We start from the raw sequence: 17,092 nt of genomic DNA, 5'->3' as shown, positions 1-17,092 counted from the left end.
AGGGTGGAGATGAGACGCTAAAAGAAAATTGAAAATTTTAAGAGATCCACCAAGAGCGGGCAGAAGGTATCGTTAATGAGCGAATTTGTCCTACAACAACAAAATGAAGCGGCGCTTCAGCAGCAAAAGCCCAAGGAAATGATTCGTCGCTTGGTGTGGAAAATGTGCATAGCCACCTTAATTTTGATGGCAATAGGCAGCGCCACCCGCGTAATGAATGCTGGACTTGCTTGCCCAGACTGGCCCTTATGCTATGGCGAATTGGTGCCAGCCAAGCAAATGAATCTCCAGGTGTTCCTGGAGTGGTTTCACAGATTGGATGCAGCTTTAATTGGTGTAAGCGCGATCGCACTCTTCGGCTTGTCCTGGTGGCATCGTCGTTTCTTACCCTCTTGGCTGCCTTGGGCATCCACATTCGCCCTGTTTTTAATTGTCTTCCAAGGCATCTTGGGCGGACTCACCGTCACCGAACTGTTGCGGTTTGATATCGTTACCGCTCATTTAGGAACGGCGCTGTTGTTTTTTACCACCCTCCTGATTGTCGGCACGGCACTCACTCCCTATCAGGGGACTGGAACCGTTGGTAAGTTGCCTTGGATAGGTTTAACTGCTGCTGTTCTGGTTTACCTGCAAAGTCTGCTAGGTGCTTTGGTAGGCTCTCGTTGGGCGCTACACCAATGCCTCGGCGGTTCTCAACTTTGTACTGTAATGTACAGCCATATTGCTGGTTTGGTGCCGCCAACAGTAGCAACCTTGGTAATGGTATTTATCTGTTGGCGGACACCAGCACTACATCCAGCCTTGCGGCGACTGGCAAATATGGCTGGTGGGTTATTGACCTTACAAATCTTGTTGGGATTCGCTACTTTCAAATTACATCTCCAAGTCGAGCCTCTCACCGTCTCTCACCAAGCTATAGGAGCTGCTTTACTAGGTACTTTGGTGGCTTTCACAGTTCTTGCACTACGTGACTGGACTACTAGCCGTGAGATTACAGTGTTGAGCAATGAGTGTTGAGTATGGAGTGAGGGAACAGAGCGAGTAGCGGAAGGAAGAATTCCTAACTTCTAACTCCTGTACAGACGCGATTAATCGCGTCTCTCCTAACTCAGCACTCAATCGATGGCCGCAACAGCGAGTATTGCGACCCACGCAGGTGCAAAAAATCTGTGTTTTCATTTGCCTGAAAGAGCCAGCTTGAACGGGGGCTGCATATAAGTTGTTGAAAAATAAGGAACCAGAGTCAAAATGATTGAGACTAATGTCTCTCGCCACCACGAAACATTTTTACAGGTAATTCAAAGTTACTACCAGCTAACGAAGCCTCGGATTATTCCGTTGCTTTTGATTACCACCGCTGGGAGTATGTGGATTGCTGCTAAGGGAGAAGTAGACCCATTGCTGTTGCTAGTAACTCTCACTGGTGGCACTTTGGCAGCTGCAAGCGCCCAGACGATTAACTGTGTCTACGATCGCGATATTGATTATGATATGGAGCGGACGCGCCATCGTCCGATGCCATCCGGTAAGGTGCAGCCGCGCGATGCTCTAATTTTTGCGATCGCACTAGCAACCCTTTCCTTTACACTCTTAGCAGTATTTGCCAACCTGTTAGCCGCGCTGCTAGCCTTCTCTGGCATCGTCTTTTATATTTTGGTCTATACCCACTGGCTAAAACGCCACACCCCTCAGAATATTGTTGTTGGTGGTGCGGCTGGGGCAATTCCGGCTTTAGTGGGTTGGGCTGCTGTCACAGGCACATTAAGCTGGTCAGCATGGTTAATTTTTGCCATCGTCTTTTTATGGACACCACCCCATTTCTGGGCGCTAGCTCTGATGATTAAAGATGACTACGCAAAAGTTGGGATACCAATGTTACCTGTGATTGAAGGTACTACGGCAACTGTAAAGCAGATTTGGTACTATACGCTGGTAACAGTATTTGCAACCGTGTTATTGGTTTATCCCTTGGGCGCGAGTGGAATTCTTTATGCTGCGATCGCTGTAATTCTGGGAGGATTATTTATCCACAAATCTTGGCGGTTGTTGCAAAATCCAGAGGATCGCGCTGTAGCTAAAGAGTTGTTTCTCTTTTCCATCTCCTACATGATGCTGTTGTGTCTGGGGATGGTAGTTGATAGTCTTCCCGTTACCCATAATTTAATTAGTGCAGCGATTAATCATCTGCATTTTCTTGGTTAGGGGATGGAAAATTTAGCGATCGCGTTTGGTAAAGGGGCGCGATCGCATATCAACATTTCCATTCAGATTCAGGAATTTTCGCCCCTAGAAAGATACTCCGTAATGTACCGATAGGTAAAGTGCGCCCTCGATGTTCAGGGACAATTACTTGTAGTACTAGGTCTTCACTTCTGTATTTGCGGTGGCTACCTTTTTGAGAAATCAATTGAAATCCATATTGTCTCAGGATAGTTTCAACTTCTCTAGATGTCATTCGCCGGATACGATCGCTCATGAGACAATAATCTCTCGTGCGATCGCACCAGGGGCTAACTTAATTGATTCTGGCTGTAAATACAATTGAATTGCTTCTTTAATATTTTCCAAAGCTTCTTCTTCTGTTTCTCCTGCTGAAGTACAGCCAGGTAACTCTGGACACCATACAGCCCAATCGCCTGTTTCTAGGTCTGATTCAAGAATCACGCGCCATTTCATAGCTAATCCTCTGGGATGTAATTATTGTAAATTGGGAACAGCGATCATATCTCTAAAACTTAAAATCCAAAACCTAAAATTTTTAATACCTTATTATTTAAGTAAGATTCTTCGGGGACGATTTTCTTCATTAGGAAAATGGCAGTGAACTGCATCACGAACCATTTCCTGTAGTGTTTCTATATCGTCAGCCTGAGTAAAAATTGACTCGGTTAGAGCTACTGCTGTATAACCACCATCAGGATCATCTTCAACGATAAATACAATTTCATTCATAGCGAATTTTCCTTTAACTACTAAATTTTATAATTTACAAGCCCTAACAAGAGAGAAAAAATCCTCCCAAGCGCCAGAATAACCAAATATTAACTTTCTTCCCTCTCCACCCCAAAAAGTAGGAAATGCTCCTTCTGGTGCATCAATACTAAAAGTAAGTTCAGAATATTCTTTCCAGCTATTATTGACACGCCAACCTAAGCGATTTCCCATCTTTTTCCAATCGCAGGTTAAATTTTCCCAAATGCATTTCTGGATGCTATAGCCAAAATGACCGTTGCTGTACTGTACCCATAATTTGTTAATCATGCGGAGGTCTTGGCAAGGAAAATTCTTAATAGCTGAAGAATTAAGGTAATTCTTTTCTTCTCTACAAGCAATTTTGAGCATAATCGTCCCAGTCTCTCTATCTGCTTCTTGCCAATTTTTTGATGCTAGCAAATCTATCAAAGGTGTGTAATCTAGCTTAAAAAATGACCACAAATATAAGCTTTCACGTCCATCTTGACCCCTACCAGACATTTTATGACCATCTTTTGATAAAGTTCCTTGATTTTTTCCAAGTGACCAGTACCCAAACCAAGGTTCTAAAATTACTTTAGTTTCGTTTAAAGTAACCTGATTTATTTCATGGTTAAAATCACCCTGAATTTTAAGATGAGAAGTTCCATGTCTAAAGTCTCTAACAGTCAAAGTTCCATTAAATGATGATTTACTTGAGTAATGATCGACAATCAAGGTAGCAAATTTATATTTGTTGCCTAAGTTGCCACACCAAGTTCCTAGTATCGAAATATTGTCTATATTTGGTATTGGCTTTGAAATATTACATATATCTGCAAGTACCTCATCAGCAGATTGATAACGATCTTTAACATCATCCTGAATCAACTTATCTAAAACTTCCCCTAAGTGAGAACTAATACTTGTACTTTGTGGTAAATTTTCTTTCCAAAGCCAACGATTATTCACTGCATCATAAAGATTCTCAGAACCTTCCCAAGGGAAATGTTGAGTATGTAGGTGTATGCAAGTTACACCTAAACTATAAAGGTCACTTGCAGGAAAAACTTGACCACGCATTTGCTCGATTGGTGCATATCCGTGAGTGCCAACTGTTGTTCCTATTTGACCGATAATAGTTGCTGTTAATTGTTTAGAAACACCAAAATCAATTAATACTAACTTGCCATCCAAACGACGCATGATATTTTCTGGCTTGATGTCTCGATGAATTACACCGCGTTCATGGATAAATTTTAAGATAGGCAATAAATCAGTTAAAAGCTGTTTGATCTTTTCTTCGCTAAAGGCTCCCTGCTGTTGCAATTCTTGTAATAAATTCTGCCCCTCAATTAACTCTTGTACCAAATAAAGCCGCTTATCCTGTTCAAAATAAGCAATCAGACGGGGAATTTGTGGATGTTCTCCCAAGTCATATAGACGCTTCCCTTCTTGCTTAAATAACTCCGTTGCTTTTTCAAGTGCAGCCGTTCCTTCTAATTGAGGAACAAATTGCTTAATTACGCAAGGTTCGTCTATCTTATCTGCATCCCTGGCTTCATAAGTTCTGCTAAATCCACCCTCACCCAAAAGTCGTATTACCCGAAAACGGTTTCTGAATAATGGTGTGAGTGTTTGTCCACACTTAATACAAAACTTATTGTCATCAGGGTTAAAGGGATTTGAACAACTCGAATTAGAACAGTAAAGCATATTTGGGAATAAGCAGATGGTATTTATGTTCAGTTTTCCCAATTTATGCTTACTAGGTTTCACGAGTTTTGATATTTTTGAGCGGATTTACTTCTAGTGGCGGCTACAGTCTCAAATTACTTTTGCTAGCGTAGTGATATAAGGTTTATCGCTCCCCAGTAAGCAGCTGGAAGCAAAAGGATTAATATGGCTCATTTAAATCAGCGTCGTCCCCAAAATGTCAACGGCGATTTTTATGTAGATACTACCTGTATTGATTGTGATACCTGTCGCTGGATGGCTCCGGAAGTATTTTATGATGTAGACGATCAATCGGCTGTTTATCATCAACCAACAAATGAGGCGGAAAGATTAGCCGCGCTTGAAGCACTTTTGGCATGTCCTACTAGTTCTATTGGCACTGTTGAGAAACCAAAAGATATCAAAGTTGCTCAACAAAGGTTTCCAATATTAGTAGCAGAAAATGTTTACCACTGCGGCTATCATTCTGAAAAATCTTATGGTGCTGCTAGCTATTTAATTCAACTTCCAGAAGGTAATATTTTGGTGGATTCTCCCCGGTTTACGCCGCCTTTAGTTAAGCGTTTAGAAGAACTGGGGCCAATTCGTTATATGTACCTAACTCATAAGGATGATGTGGCAGATCATCAAAAGTTTGCCGAGCATTTTCAGTGCGATCGCATCCTCCACGTTGATGATATTACTGCGGATACTCGCAATGTAGAAATACAGCTAACTGGTTCCGAACCATTTACTTTGACACCAGATTTATTAATTATCCCAGTTCCCGGTCATACCAAAGGACAAACCGTCCTACTTTATAAAAATAAGTTTCTGTTCACTGGCGACCATCTCGCTTGGTCAGAAAGCTTGCATCAACTGACTGCATTCTACGGTGTCTGCTGGTATTCTTGGTCAGAACAGACTAAATCAATGCGTAACTTGGCTAATTACTCTTTCGAGTGGGTGCTACCAGGTCATGGACGAAGGTTTCATGCTGATAGAGAAACCATCCGCCAGCAGATGCACAAGTGTATTGAGTGGATGGAATCTTTGAATTGACCAAATAATTTATAATTATTCGGTTATATGGCAAAACCCACGAAAAACCTAACCCCCTAACCCCCAACTCGTCGCGGGAAGGGGAAAATTTCAAAGTCTCTCTCCTAAAAGGAGAGAGATTTAGAGAGAGGTAAGACTGTATTGCATACAAACCAGCGATCGCTATAACCTGGGTTTTAGCACCCTTTTAACCAAACACGGATTATGAAAAAGCTGATCAACAAGCCGGAAGACTTTGTGCGGGAAAGTCTAGAAGGTATGGCGGCGGCTCATTCCGATTTAATTAAACTGAACTACGATCCGGCTTTTATCTATCGAGCCAATGCACCTATTCCAGGTAAAGTAGCAATTATTTCAGGTGGTGGCAGTGGACATGAACCAATGCACGCTGGCTTTGTGGGCAAAGGAATGCTGGATGCAGCTTGTCCTGGTGAGGTTTTCACTTCACCAACTCCAGACCAAATGCTAGAAGCAGCCAAACAAGTAGATGGAGGCTCTGGTATTCTTTATATCGTCAAAAATTACAGTGGCGATGTCATGAACTTTGAGATGGCAACGGAGTTAGCCCGTAGTGAAGGCATTCGATCGCTAAATATTTTGATTGATGACGATGTAGCAGTCAAGGATAGTCTCTATACCCAAGGACGGCGGGGTGTGGGAACAACAATACTAGCAGAAAAAATTTGTGGTGCGGCGGCTGATGTTGGGTATGATTTACTACAAATAGCAAATTTATGTCGCCGAGTAAATCTGAATGGGCGGAGTATGGGAATTGCTCTAACATCTTGTACAGTCCCCGCTAATGGAACGCCGACATTTGAATTGAGCGATCGCGAAATCGAATTAGGTATCGGTATTCACGGTGAGCCAGGAATAGAACGTACAGCTATCAAATCAGTAGACGAGATTACCGAAATTTTGACGCGATCGCTCCTTGAAGATTCACCATACAGCCGCACGCTCCGCGAGTGGGATGAAGACAAAGGAGAATGGGTAGATATAGAACTAACAAGTCTAGCATTTGCAAAAGGCGATCGCTTATTAGCTTTTGTCAATAGTATGGGTGGAACCCCGATTTCCGAGCTGTATATTGTTTACCGCAAACTCGCCCAAATCTGCGAACAGCAAGGATTGCAAATTGTGCGAAACTTAATAGGCCCTTACATTACATCTCTAGAAATGCAAGGTTGCTCCATTACCCTGCTGAAATTAGATGACGAGACGATCCGGCTATGGGATGCACCAGTCAAAACACCAAGTTGGCGCTGGGGAATTTAACTAATTACGAATTATGTTGAGTCAGGCGCAGATATTACAATGGTTGCAGGCATTTGCAACCGAGATAGAGCAGAATAAAGCATATTTGACAGAATTAGATGCTGCGATCGGAGATGCTGACCACGGTATAAATATGGATCGCGGCTTCAAAAAAGTAAGCGCTCAGTTACCAACTCTTACAGACAAGGACATCAGCAACATTCTCAAAGCTGTGAGTATGACCTTGATTTCTTCTATCGGTGGTGCTAGTGGCCCTCTTTATGGCACCTGGTTTTTGCGAGCCAGTACAGCAGTAGTTGGTAAGCAAGAATTAACAGAACAAGATGTTTTAGGAATACTCCAAGCAGGCTTAGACGGGGTGCTGCAACGTGGTAAAGCGCAACTAGGAGACAAAACAATGGTTGATGTGCTGTCTCCATCTGTAGCCGCTTTTGGGCAAGCTGTAGGAGAAAGTAAGGGAACGCTGGAAGCCATGCAACAGGCTGTAGCAGCAGCCCAAAAGGGGTTACAGGAAACTATACCAATGCAGGCGAAAAAGGGACGGGCTAGCTACCTGGGGGAACGGAGTATTGGACATCCAGATCCAGGAGGGACATCTGCTTATTTGATGTTGAAAAGTTTGTTAGAGGTGTTGGAAAGTTCCGGCGAATAAAAAATTATCTGAAATTATTATTCTTTTTCAGGATAATGACATTAAGCTATGTGCCTAGAGTATTGACGGCGCATGAAAATGTCCTTGAGAGATCAGCCAATATGACATCAAGTGAATCAAATGAAATTAATGCCGTTGAAGTGGATGGCATCCAGTTTGAAACTCTAGTACCAGAGCGAATGTTGTGCTTGCCAAAAAAAAAATCTAGTACAGAAAATTCTGAGTATTTTGAAATTTTTATTACCAATACCGCCAGGATATTTTTCCCCTAAATATTCTGTACAGATTGGTATACGGATTACTAATAACACCTTAACTCCTCTTAGATTTAGCTTTTATTTCACCTTATTTCCAGAACTAGTGAATGCACACAGGCCAATTCCATTGGGGGGTGGTTGGATTAGCCTTTCATCACCCTTAGAATCTGATTACCCTTTAGCCATGCCAGGAGAGAGCTTGACATTCTTTCCTAATATAGAAATCTTTTGGATTTGGGGTAATCAATTTGGAATTAGCATCCCCAGTGGAAATGGTGGTGAATGGATTTTTCATCCTGTCAAGCCAGGTAATTATCAGTTCCGATTTCTCTATAACAATAAAAATGAAAAGGAAACAATGTACAGTTCTGTGAGTAGAGATATGAACTTAATAGAAGGGATTTGGACAGGTGAAGTATTAACTCCTTTTGTAGAGTTAAATTTAGCCCAGCTTTGAGGTAAAGCATTTTCGCAGATTATCACCTAAAAATTCCAGTTTATCTGATTATCTGATTCACAACAGAGGTACTTTGAATACGCCATTTCCCTCGTTCTCGAATCAAATCATACCGAACTCTCAATTTCTCGTTAGAAGAGCCTTTAAACTCACCATTTTCATATAACTGTGTCACTTCCTTCACCGTAGCTTCGACGGCGGCACGATCTGCAAATAAATCAATTCTTTCAACAGATTCTATCTTCAAACTATGGTCGTACTTGCGATAGCGATCGTCTGACTTATTCTGTTGAGCAATCAGCTGCCATTGAGATAAAGCTGAACCAGTTAAAATCCGATCTAAATTATTGATCTCATGATTGGGCCCTAAAGCTGCGGCTTTAGTAGATAACCAAGTGCGAATAACTTTCTCTGCCTCTGCCTTTGTTAAGGGGCCTTCTTCTGATTCCAGTTTATTTTTTGGATCGGGAATAGATACTGGTGGTTCATTTATTTGCACAAACAACTCTGAACCACGCACAGCTGATGTAGGAAAAAACAGATTTTTTAACCATCCAAAAGTTGTTGTGACTAACACCCAGAAAACTAATAGACTCACCAAAGAAATAAACACTCTCCATACCAGCCGTGTTTTCCCTTCAATGGTGTTAGCAAAGGTTCGCCGCCGCCGGGGACGACGAGAATGAGGACGATTATCTGGTACATGGACTCGGCTAGCAGATGGAGTAGGTTTTCTCCGCCGCCGTTTTTGGTTATGACTGGGTGCAGCAGTCTTAGCTGAACCGTTCAAATGCTGATTAGTGCCTCTACTCATCCGTTCGGCAGTGGGAATATCCGATTTTATACTCTCAGATGAATTCCACATAGGTGGTGAGAAGTTTGAATATTCGGGTGTTTCTGACAAATCTAAGTCAGGTGTTTTGCTGTGATTAAATTGCGATGAAGTTTTAGTTGAATTGTTGTGGAAATGAGGTTTATTTGTCTGGGGCTGGGGAAAATATTGGGGGTTAATTACAGCCCATTCATTAGTTGTTTCTGCATCAGTTGGCAGTGCTTCTAAATAAGCTTGCACCTGTTTGTTAGCAAAGTAATCTTTTAGAAAAGCTTGCTGGTTCGCTAAATCTCGAAAATGTGGAAATACTTCGTGTTGCAACCACTGTTCTGCATATAAACACAGCCCCGGTAACAAATCTGGAGAGTCTTGAGATTTTTCCCGAATAAAAGCTAAGGCTTCGTACTCCTGACTCAGTTCTAAAACACGAGTTGCTTCTTCAGTTTGCCCCAAAAGTAACGCACATAGCGACTGTTCTAAATGTACATCCTGGCGCTTGCCCAGACGCACCAGCATTTGCCTTGCTTGACGAATTAAAGCTGGTTGTCGTTGAGCGAATCCCCGTGCTATCAAAGCATAAACAGCTAAGTAAGTGGCAACCGCAGAAGGACGTTTGCTTTGGGCTTCAAATAATTTGTGCTGCTCTGCGACTGTTAAGTGGTTGCGTAGCTGCTGGATAAATCGCAAAAAGTCATCTATGTTTAAACCAGAGTCATCATTGTTGGTGCCATCAATCCCGCCACGATCTTCTAACAGGTTTTGCAATAATTCCAAACCTTGGCTTCGTTCGGCAGTCTTTTCTTGAGGTAGTGCCAACAACTCCAAAATTCGATATGGTCGCAATTTGTAAAGATCGGCCTGAATTTCTGCCTGGACACTGGAGAACAACCCTTCCCGTACTAGCAGTTCTTGACCAGTTTCTAGAGATATGGCGGCATTTTCATAATGACCTTGCTGCCACTGTTCCCGACCTAATTCTAGACAAGCAAGGGCAACAGTGAGAACAACATCTGGATGTTCAGCACTTTCATGTATTTCTTCGTCCGCTAAATTCTTGCCTTTTCTTGCGCTTGTAGCACCATTTTTATTTACCAGGTACGGACGACCTAGTTTCAATACAAGTTCGTATTCCCCCAACTCTTGCAAAATTAATAAAGCGCCAACTAATTCGTCTTGGCTAATTTCGATACCCAGACTCTGGGTGTCACTACCTCTTTTGGTGCTTTCTGGATGATTTTCCAGTGCTAGTGCCGCAGCAGCAAGGTTATCAGGGTCATAGGCATGGGCAAGATAGAGCTGATCGTAGGTACTGCGTTGTTTTGGATCTGATAAAACCACGTAAGCTTCTTCTATGAGTTGTTTACGAGAAGAAATTGCTGCCTGAGAATACTCACGTCGTGGCAATTGTACAATGCGATCGCTGTATGCCTGCCGCAATTGTTCATCACTTGCCGCCAACGGTAGTCCTAAAATTCGGTAGTAATCTAGCGGAATTCGCACAGCCTACTTCCCCTTGCACCGCGATCAACATAATTCACCTAGAGCGTTCCAGGCCTGTAAAACCGTGCCATAAAAATGCCGTATAGAATTTACTCTACAAGTGTATATTGCAACAACTAGTTTTGTACCTTCCCGAAATTTTGAGTCACATTTTAGTACTAATTGTTTGCTTTCGCCCAGAAAGCCTCAATTTTTTGTCTTAATTCTTAGTAATTTTGTTTAACACAACTATTATCAACCTTCGATACCACAAACCACAACTACCGCTTTTAATCGCGGCATAATTGTTGTGGTTCCAAGAATCTATTGATGATTGATTTTTTCGGGACTTTCCCACTAAAGGGTTACTAAAATACCACTATTAGAGGTTGGCCCTGATAATAGGAGAAAAAAAGCATATCATAATTTACCTTTAATTACAATTACCTATTTGGGTATATAGATTTTTGCCTCCTTTTTTTTAAATTGTTAATGGATATGCAGAAAGCAGTCTATCTTGATTGCTAATCTATGAAGGGGAATATTTAGGAGTGCTGAGTGCTGAGTAGTGAGTAGTGAGTAAGAAGTAATGAGTGAGACGTAGTACTTGTGAATCTTTTCACTCAGCACTGGCTCAACGCCCCGCTATCGCTAACGGCACTCAGCACTGTTTCGGTGAAAGATAAAAACTCAAAGCAGCAGATGTTGCCGTTAGAGTCAAATCGTCACGGGACATGGGCTGAAAAGTTAAAAATCAAAAAATTAAAAATTCAGCCGTTCCCTAAGGCCCTTTTTTGGTGCATAAATAAAGTTTGATTGTTGAGTCTTGCAAACGCTAGCCTGTTAAAAGCTGAGGTGTTATCAGACCAACTTATTTTAAGACCGTAACTTTTAACTTGTACAACAGGGATACTCAAAAATAATGGTTCAAGAGCGTACTTTACCCACATTTAATCCTGCTACTACCCATATTACAAAAGAAGAAGGATTACGGTTGTATGAGGATATGGTACTAGGGCGCTTGTTTGAAGACAAATGCGCTGAAATGTACTACAGGGGCAAAATGTTTGGTTTTGTCCATTTGTACAACGGTCAAGAAGCCGTTTGCAGCGGTGTTGTGCAGTCGATGCGACCGGGTGAAGATTACGTTTGTAGTACTTACCGCGACCACGTTCATGCTCTGAGTGCGGGAGTACCAGCAAAAGAGGTAATGGCAGAATTATTTGGCAAAGCCACAGGTTGCAGCAAAGGGCGCGGTGGTTCGATGCACATGTTTTCTGCCGAACATCGCTTGCTAGGTGGCTATGCTTTTGTGGCTGAAGGAATTCCTGTGGCAGCTGGAGCGGCTTTTCAAAGCAAATACCGCCGCGAAGTGCTGGGAGATAAAAATGCTGACCAAGTGACAGCTTGCTTTTTTGGCGACGGTGCAGCTAACAACGGTCAGTTTTTCGAGACACTAAATATGGCAGCCTTATGGAAACTGCCAATTCTTTTTGTAGTCGAAAATAATAAGTGGGCCATTGGTATGTCTCACGAACGAGCCACTTCCCAGCCAGAGATTTATAAAAAAGCCAGTGCATTTAACATGGTGGGCGTGGAAGTAGATGGTATGGATGTACTAGCAGTGCGAGCCGTGGCTCAAGAAGCTGTAGCCCGTGCCCGTGCAGGTGAAGGCCCAACATTAATTGAGGCACTTACCTACCGCTTCCGTGGTCACTCCTTGGCTGATCCAGATGAAATGCGAAGCAAAGCGGAGAAAGAATTTTGGTTCGCCCGTGACCCAATTAAGAAGTTGGCAGCTTATTTGCTGGAGCAAAATCTCGCAGATGAGGGAGAAATCAAAGCAATCGATCGTAAAATTCAGGATGTAATCGACGAAGCGGTTAAATTCGCCGAAAGCAGCCCCGAGCCAGACCCCAGCGAGTTATATCGTTTCGTGTTTGCAGAAGACGAATAAACAGTGCTGAGTTATGAGTGCTGAGTCCTGAGTATTTTTTATTCTGCTTAGGACTCAGCACTGGCTCAAAGCCCCGCTATCGCTAACGGTACTCAGCACTCCACTTTACCCAGGACTAAAATTTGTGTTTAGCATTGCAGTTCAACAGCAACAATACAAGACCTACATTCTTTCTGATGAAGCCGCAGGTTCTCAGTTAGAAGTCGTACCAGAACGCGGTGGTATCATCACTCGTTGGCGCATTCAAGGGCAAGAAATTTTTTACCTGGACACTGAACGCTTTACTCATCCTGAGTTGAGTGTCAGAGGTGGGAATCCAATTTTATTTCCTATTTGTGGCAATCTACCTGATAATACTTACACTCACAACGGGCAACAATATACTCTCAAACAACACGGTTTTGCCCGTGAATTGCCGTGGAAAGCAACAGAACAAAAAACTGGAGATAAAGCTAGCCTCACTGTCGTTCTTGATAGCAATGAGCAAACCAAAGCAGTTTATCCTTTTGATTTTCAGCTAGCTTTCACCTACGAACTTCAAGGTAATACGCTAGAAGTCCGCCAGCAGTATAAAAACTTGTCATCCACACCAATGCCTTTTTCGGCTGGTTTCCATCCCTACTTTCTGTGTGGTGATAAAACTCAGTTAGAGTTTGAAATTCCCTCTAAGCAGTATCAAGACAATCAAACTAAGGAAATTCACTCTTTTGATGGCAATTTTGACTTTAGCCGTGATGAAATTGATTTTGCCTTTGGACAGTTAACGAGTCAATCGGCCACTGCCATAGATGGCAGGCGGAAGTTAAAACTCACCTTAGATTATGATGATTTCTCTACCTACCTGGTATTTTGGACAGTCAAAGGTAAAGAATTCTACTGTCTAGAACCGTGGAGTGCCACCCGTAACTCTCTCAATACTGGCGATAACCTGACTGTGTTAGCACCAGGAGCTAGTCATACAGCATCTATAAGGTTGACTACTAATTTTTTCTAAACCTCTTTACAAATCTACAGATGTCTGTGCTATGATGGCAAAGTTGCGAAATGCAAAGAAAGGGTCGCTAACTCAACGGTAGAGTACTCGGCTTTTAACCGATTAGTTCCGGGTTCGAATCCCGGGCGACCCATAAAATCAACATAATATTATTAGATTAAAAGAAAGCGATCGCAGCATCCAAGAAATTTCTGCAATTCGGTAGGATAGGCATAGACTAATCCCAAACACCATTGTCATGGTAAAAACAATTCCACAGCATTGGACAATTCCCCTTCTAGAAAATGGCGACAAACTCAGCCTTTATGAATTTGAGCGTCGCTACAACGCCATGCCTAACTTGAAAAAAGCCGAATTGATTGAGGGAATTGTCTACATCATGCCTGCTGCTTTACGTTTTAGAAGTCACGGTCAACCGCACGGTTGGATTGTTGGTTGGTTATTTACTTACGAAGCCGCTACACCAGGTGTAGCGTCAGCAGTAGAACCCACTGTGCGTTTAGACTTAGATAACGAACCTCAACCAGATGCTGTACTTCTGATTAGCCCAGAAGCGGGTGGTCAAGCAAGGCTGAGTGAAGATGATTATATTGAAGGCGCACCAGAGTTAATTGTCGAAATTGCTGCTAGTAGTGTCGCCATCGACCTCCATGCTAAAAAACAAGCCTATCGTCGCAATGGAGTCAAAGAATATATCGTCTGGCAAGTACTCGATCGGAAATTGACCTGGTTTTATTTAGAACAGGGTGAGTATCTAGAGTTAGCTACTGATAGTAACGGTATTTTGCGAAGTCAAGTTTTTCCAGGGTTGTGGTTAGGGGTTGCAGAGTTATTAGCCGGGAATATGCAGTCCGTGTTGAGTGTTTTACAAACAGGCTTGCAATCTCCTGAACACGCAGCATTTGTCCAGAGACTAGAGTCTTTTGCCTGATGCGATCGCCTGTAGATTTGCCAAAATAGTTAGGAGTGCGATCGCTTTGAGATGACCATTTTGGATACTGGGCTACCAGAGCTACTAACTGTAGGGTAACTAAATGTACAGCAACACAGAGCAAGTCTGGGGCATTGTACAGTAGTAGAGGGCAAGTATAGAACACATTTATAATAACAATGGCGTAAACTTTTTCAACATAGACACACGACACTAGTTATAATTTCCTATAAGTTGAAAAAACTCTTAAGATTTAGCGTAATAATTGCGCTTCTCTCAGACCGACTAGCTGACAACCACATTAGGAGGACTATCTATGGCGCTTGTACCACTGCGGCTGCTGTTGGATCACGCAGCTGAAAACGGTTACGGCATCCCAGCTTTCAACGTTAACAATTTGGAGCAGATTCAGGCAATCCTGAAGGCTGCTGTAGAGACAGATAGCCCCGTAATTTTACAAGCTTCACGCGGCGCTCGTGCTTATGCAGGAGAAAACTTCCTCCGCCACCTAATTTTGGCCGCGGTAGAAACCTATCCTCAGATTCCCATTGTCATGCACCAAGATCATGGTAATGCTCCTGCTACCTGCTACTCAGCAATTAAGAACAACTTCACCAGCGTGATGATGGATGGTTCTTTAGAAGCTGATGCTAAGACCCCCGCTAGCTTCGAGTACAACGTTAATGTTACCCGCGAAGTTGTAAATGTAGCTCATGCTTTGGGTGTCAGCGTTGAAGGCGAACTCGGTTGTTTGGGTTCTCTAGAAACTGGTGCTGGTGAAGCTGAAGATGGTCACGGGTTTGAAGGTACACTCGACCACTCACAACTGCTAACCGACCCCGATGAAGCTGTTGATTTCGTAGAAGCAACCCAAGTAGATGCTTTGGCTGTTGCCATTGGCACAAGCCACGGTGCTTACAAGTTTACCCGCAAGCCGACTGGGGAAATTTTGGCAATCAGCCGCATTGAAGAAATTCACCGCCGTTTGCCCAACACCCACTTGGTAATGCACGGTTCATCCTCTGTACCAGAAGATTTGCTTGCACTGATTAACCAGTATGGTGGTGCAATTCCTGAAACCTACGGCGTACCTGTAGAAGAAATCCAAAAAGGTATTAAGAGTGGTGTACGTAAAGTAAATATCGACACCGACAACCGTTTGGCTATTACTGCTGCTGTACGTGAAGCTTTGGCTAAAAAACCAGAGGAGTTTGACCCCCGTCACTTCCTGAAGCCTTCTATTACATACATGCAGAAAGTTTGTGCCGAACGCTATCAGCAATTTGGCACAGCTGGCAACGCAAGCAAGATTAAGCAAATTTCTTTGGAAGATTTTGCTGCTAAGTATGCTAAGGGTGAACTTAACGTTGTTACCAAGGCAGCTGCTAAAGTTTAATTTTGACAACAAATAAATAGGGGCACAGTACTGCTATGCTCCTAAAAGACTGAGGATTCTTACATTGGCATAAACCGGGTGGTTACCCGGTTTTTTGTTTTATTCATAAGGATTGGGAATGGGGCATGAGGCATTGGGCAATAGATCAATAGTTCTTCTTCCCCTGCCCCCCCTGCCCCCCTGCTTCCCCTGCCCCCCTGCTTTCCCTCCAGCCCCAATCCCTAGAACACCCGATGTTGTAAAGATGGCATTTGACGGCGGACTTGTTCTAGCCTAGTGGGCTTGATTTCAGCGATCGCAATTCCCGGTTTTTCCCCAGCATCGGCTAAAATTACGCCCCAAGGGTCGATAATAACGGCGTGACCGTGGGTTAGACGGCGGGCGTAGTTATTGCCTGTTTGGGCAGGAGCAATGACGTAGGCGGTATTTTCGATGGCTCTGGCTTGTAGTAGTACTTGCCAGTGGTCTTTGCCAGTAAAGGCGGTAAAGGCGGCGGGAATAAAAATAACATCAGCTCCCTTATCTGCCAAATGACGGTACAGTTCAGGGAAGCGGACATCATAACAAATAGAAAGCCCTAAATTACCAAGTTTTTCTGAGAAATGGACAGGCGGTAGTTGCGTACCAGCCACAACCGTGCTGGATTCCCGATAAGTGTTGCCGTCGGGAACATCAACATCAAATAGGTGTACTTTGTAGTAGCGGGCAAGTTCTTGACCGCTTGCGTCGATGAGTAGAGTGGTGTTATAAACTTTGCCTGTATTGTCTACAGGAACTGGAAAGCTGCCGCCCAAGATCGTAATTTGAAAGCGTTGAGCCATTTTTTTCAGAAATTTTTCACTTTCAATAGCGATCGCATCGCCTTGGGTGAGTTTGTCTTTTTCTTCTCCCATATAGGAAAAGTTTTCTGGCAAACCTACCAATTCAGCACCTTGACGCACGGCAAGCTCTATTAATTCTTCTGCCTGTGCCAAATTTTTCTGTAAGTCTGGCACACTGGTCAATTGAATAGCGGCGGCTAAATAAGGCTTCATAGATTCAACAATCAACAGTTGATTTATGGAAAAGAGATTATCAAAATATATCGCTACTTCAACATCTATGGAACTTAATTAGAAATGCATCAGCC

The 17,092-nt window shown here is 43.0% G+C and carries 18 protein-coding genes and 1 tRNA gene; 13 read left to right on the top strand and 6 right to left on the bottom strand.

Going from position 1 to position 17,092, the window contains the following annotated elements; translation table 11 throughout:
• Positions 1-75 precede the first annotated feature (75 nt).
• A complete protein-coding gene (locus V7L01_RS30205; RefSeq protein WP_335041461.1) occupies positions 76-1,017 on the top strand; it encodes a COX15/CtaA family protein in 942 nt (313 codons plus the stop codon).
• A gap of 231 nt (positions 1,018-1,248) precedes the next feature.
• Positions 1,249-2,202: a heme o synthase gene (locus V7L01_RS30200; RefSeq protein WP_335041458.1), complete on the top strand. Its 954-nt coding sequence runs from the start codon at positions 1,249-1,251 to the stop codon at positions 2,200-2,202.
• Positions 2,203-2,251: 49 nt separating this feature from the next.
• Here the strand turns inward: V7L01_RS30200 and V7L01_RS30195 are convergent, their stop codons facing one another.
• The 4 genes from V7L01_RS30195 to V7L01_RS30180 all read right to left on the bottom strand — a co-directional run bounded on the left by V7L01_RS30195 (position 2,252) and on the right by V7L01_RS30180 (position 4,668).
• Positions 2,252-2,476, bottom strand: coding sequence for a type II toxin-antitoxin system HicA family toxin (locus V7L01_RS30195; protein WP_335041456.1), 225 nt, complete (start codon positions 2,474-2,476; stop codon positions 2,252-2,254).
• A complete protein-coding gene (locus V7L01_RS30190; protein ID WP_335041454.1) occupies positions 2,473-2,676 on the bottom strand; it encodes a type II toxin-antitoxin system HicB family antitoxin in 204 nt (67 codons plus the stop codon). Before V7L01_RS30190 ends, V7L01_RS30195 begins: the two co-directional genes overlap by 4 nt.
• A gap of 93 nt (positions 2,677-2,769) precedes the next feature.
• The gene (locus tag V7L01_RS30185) at positions 2,770-2,952 is read right to left on the bottom strand and encodes a 2-oxoisovalerate dehydrogenase E1 subunit beta (RefSeq protein WP_335041452.1); all 183 of its coding nucleotides are present in this window, start codon (positions 2,950-2,952) and stop codon (positions 2,770-2,772) included.
• A gap of 27 nt (positions 2,953-2,979) precedes the next feature.
• Complete coding sequence (locus V7L01_RS30180) at positions 2,980-4,668, bottom strand: serine/threonine-protein kinase (protein ID WP_335041450.1); 1,689 nt, start codon at positions 4,666-4,668, stop codon at positions 2,980-2,982.
• 186 nt (positions 4,669-4,854) lie between these two features.
• On the opposite strand from V7L01_RS30180, the gene V7L01_RS30175 reads away from it, so the two are divergent.
• The 5 genes from V7L01_RS30175 (at position 4,855) to V7L01_RS30155 (ending at position 8,374) form a co-directional block, all read left to right on the top strand.
• Positions 4,855-5,730, top strand: coding sequence for an MBL fold metallo-hydrolase (locus V7L01_RS30175; RefSeq protein WP_335041448.1), 876 nt, complete (start codon positions 4,855-4,857; stop codon positions 5,728-5,730).
• Positions 5,731-5,934: 204 nt separating this feature from the next.
• Entirely contained in the window at positions 5,935-7,008 is a 1,074-nt protein-coding gene (gene dhaK, locus V7L01_RS30170) for a dihydroxyacetone kinase subunit DhaK (protein WP_335041446.1), read from the top strand.
• A gap of 13 nt (positions 7,009-7,021) precedes the next feature.
• A complete protein-coding gene (gene dhaL / locus V7L01_RS30165; protein ID WP_335041444.1) occupies positions 7,022-7,660 on the top strand; it encodes a dihydroxyacetone kinase subunit DhaL in 639 nt (212 codons plus the stop codon).
• Between the two features lie 101 nt (positions 7,661-7,761).
• Complete coding sequence (locus V7L01_RS30160; protein WP_335041442.1) at positions 7,762-7,932, top strand: hypothetical protein; 171 nt, start codon at positions 7,762-7,764, stop codon at positions 7,930-7,932.
• 88 nt (positions 7,933-8,020) lie between these two features.
• On the top strand, positions 8,021-8,374 hold the full coding sequence (locus tag V7L01_RS30155; RefSeq protein WP_335041440.1) for a hypothetical protein: 354 nt from the start codon (positions 8,021-8,023) through the stop codon (positions 8,372-8,374).
• Between the two features lie 40 nt (positions 8,375-8,414).
• Here the strand turns inward: V7L01_RS30155 and V7L01_RS30150 are convergent, their stop codons facing one another.
• Positions 8,415-10,706 carry an IMS domain-containing protein gene (locus tag V7L01_RS30150; protein WP_335041438.1) on the bottom strand — a complete coding sequence of 764 codons (2,292 nt, stop codon included), beginning with the start codon at positions 10,704-10,706 and terminating at the stop codon, positions 8,415-8,417.
• Positions 10,707-11,294: 588 nt separating this feature from the next.
• Here V7L01_RS30150 and V7L01_RS30145 point away from each other — a divergent pair.
• The 6 genes from V7L01_RS30145 (at position 11,295) to fba (ending at position 15,963) form a co-directional block, all read left to right on the top strand.
• Positions 11,295-11,501 (top strand): hypothetical protein, encoded by a 207-nt coding sequence (locus V7L01_RS30145; protein WP_335041437.1) that lies wholly within the window; start codon positions 11,295-11,297, stop codon positions 11,499-11,501.
• Positions 11,502-11,607: 106 nt separating this feature from the next.
• Positions 11,608-12,642, top strand: a complete 1,035-nt coding sequence (gene pdhA, locus V7L01_RS30140; RefSeq protein ID WP_322647447.1) for a pyruvate dehydrogenase (acetyl-transferring) E1 component subunit alpha — start codon at positions 11,608-11,610, stop codon at positions 12,640-12,642.
• Positions 12,643-12,766: 124 nt separating this feature from the next.
• On the top strand, positions 12,767-13,636 hold the full coding sequence (locus tag V7L01_RS30135; RefSeq protein WP_335041436.1) for an aldose epimerase family protein: 870 nt from the start codon (positions 12,767-12,769) through the stop codon (positions 13,634-13,636).
• 61 nt (positions 13,637-13,697) lie between these two features.
• Positions 13,698-13,769 (top strand) — tRNA-Lys (locus V7L01_RS30130).
• Between the two features lie 105 nt (positions 13,770-13,874).
• Positions 13,875-14,567, top strand: coding sequence for a Uma2 family endonuclease (locus V7L01_RS30125; protein WP_335041434.1), 693 nt, complete (start codon positions 13,875-13,877; stop codon positions 14,565-14,567).
• A 316-nt stretch (positions 14,568-14,883) separates the two neighbouring features.
• On the top strand, positions 14,884-15,963 hold the full coding sequence (gene fba / locus V7L01_RS30120; protein ID WP_194004712.1) for a class II fructose-bisphosphate aldolase: 1,080 nt from the start codon (positions 14,884-14,886) through the stop codon (positions 15,961-15,963).
• 221 nt (positions 15,964-16,184) lie between these two features.
• Here fba and V7L01_RS30115 read toward each other — a convergent pair whose 3' ends face one another.
• Positions 16,185-16,997, bottom strand: a complete 813-nt coding sequence (locus V7L01_RS30115; protein WP_335041578.1) for a carbon-nitrogen hydrolase family protein — start codon at positions 16,995-16,997, stop codon at positions 16,185-16,187.
• Positions 16,998-17,092 lie beyond the last annotated feature (95 nt).

Source organism: Nostoc sp. (assembly GCF_036917095.1).
GTDB lineage: Bacteria > Cyanobacteriota > Cyanobacteriia > Cyanobacteriales > Nostocaceae > Nostoc.
Note: the sequence above shows the minus strand (reverse complement) of the source record. Positions and strands in the feature narration are given on the sequence as shown.

Coding starts and splice junctions, on each gene's coding strand:
- V7L01_RS30190 (WP_335041454.1), bottom strand. CDS start 2,676: ATGAAATGGCGCGTGATTCTTGAATCAGACCTAGAAACAGGCGATTGG.
- V7L01_RS30195 (WP_335041456.1), bottom strand. CDS start 2,476: ATGAGCGATCGTATCCGGCGAATGACATCTAGAGAAGTTGAAACTATC.
- V7L01_RS30160 (WP_335041442.1), top strand. CDS start 7,762: ATGACATCAAGTGAATCAAATGAAATTAATGCCGTTGAAGTGGATGGC.
- fba (WP_194004712.1), top strand. CDS start 14,884: ATGGCGCTTGTACCACTGCGGCTGCTGTTGGATCACGCAGCTGAAAAC.
- dhaL (WP_335041444.1), top strand. CDS start 7,022: ATGTTGAGTCAGGCGCAGATATTACAATGGTTGCAGGCATTTGCAACC.
- V7L01_RS30180 (WP_335041450.1), bottom strand. CDS start 4,668: ATGCTTTACTGTTCTAATTCGAGTTGTTCAAATCCCTTTAACCCTGAT.
- dhaK (WP_335041446.1), top strand. CDS start 5,935: ATGAAAAAGCTGATCAACAAGCCGGAAGACTTTGTGCGGGAAAGTCTA.
- V7L01_RS30175 (WP_335041448.1), top strand. CDS start 4,855: ATGGCTCATTTAAATCAGCGTCGTCCCCAAAATGTCAACGGCGATTTT.
- pdhA (WP_322647447.1), top strand. CDS start 11,608: ATGGTTCAAGAGCGTACTTTACCCACATTTAATCCTGCTACTACCCAT.
- V7L01_RS30205 (WP_335041461.1), top strand. CDS start 76: ATGAGCGAATTTGTCCTACAACAACAAAATGAAGCGGCGCTTCAGCAG.
- V7L01_RS30185 (WP_335041452.1), bottom strand. CDS start 2,952: ATGAATGAAATTGTATTTATCGTTGAAGATGATCCTGATGGTGGTTAT.
- V7L01_RS30115 (WP_335041578.1), bottom strand. CDS start 16,997: ATGAAGCCTTATTTAGCCGCCGCTATTCAATTGACCAGTGTGCCAGAC.
- V7L01_RS30125 (WP_335041434.1), top strand. CDS start 13,875: ATGGTAAAAACAATTCCACAGCATTGGACAATTCCCCTTCTAGAAAAT.
- V7L01_RS30200 (WP_335041458.1), top strand. CDS start 1,249: ATGATTGAGACTAATGTCTCTCGCCACCACGAAACATTTTTACAGGTA.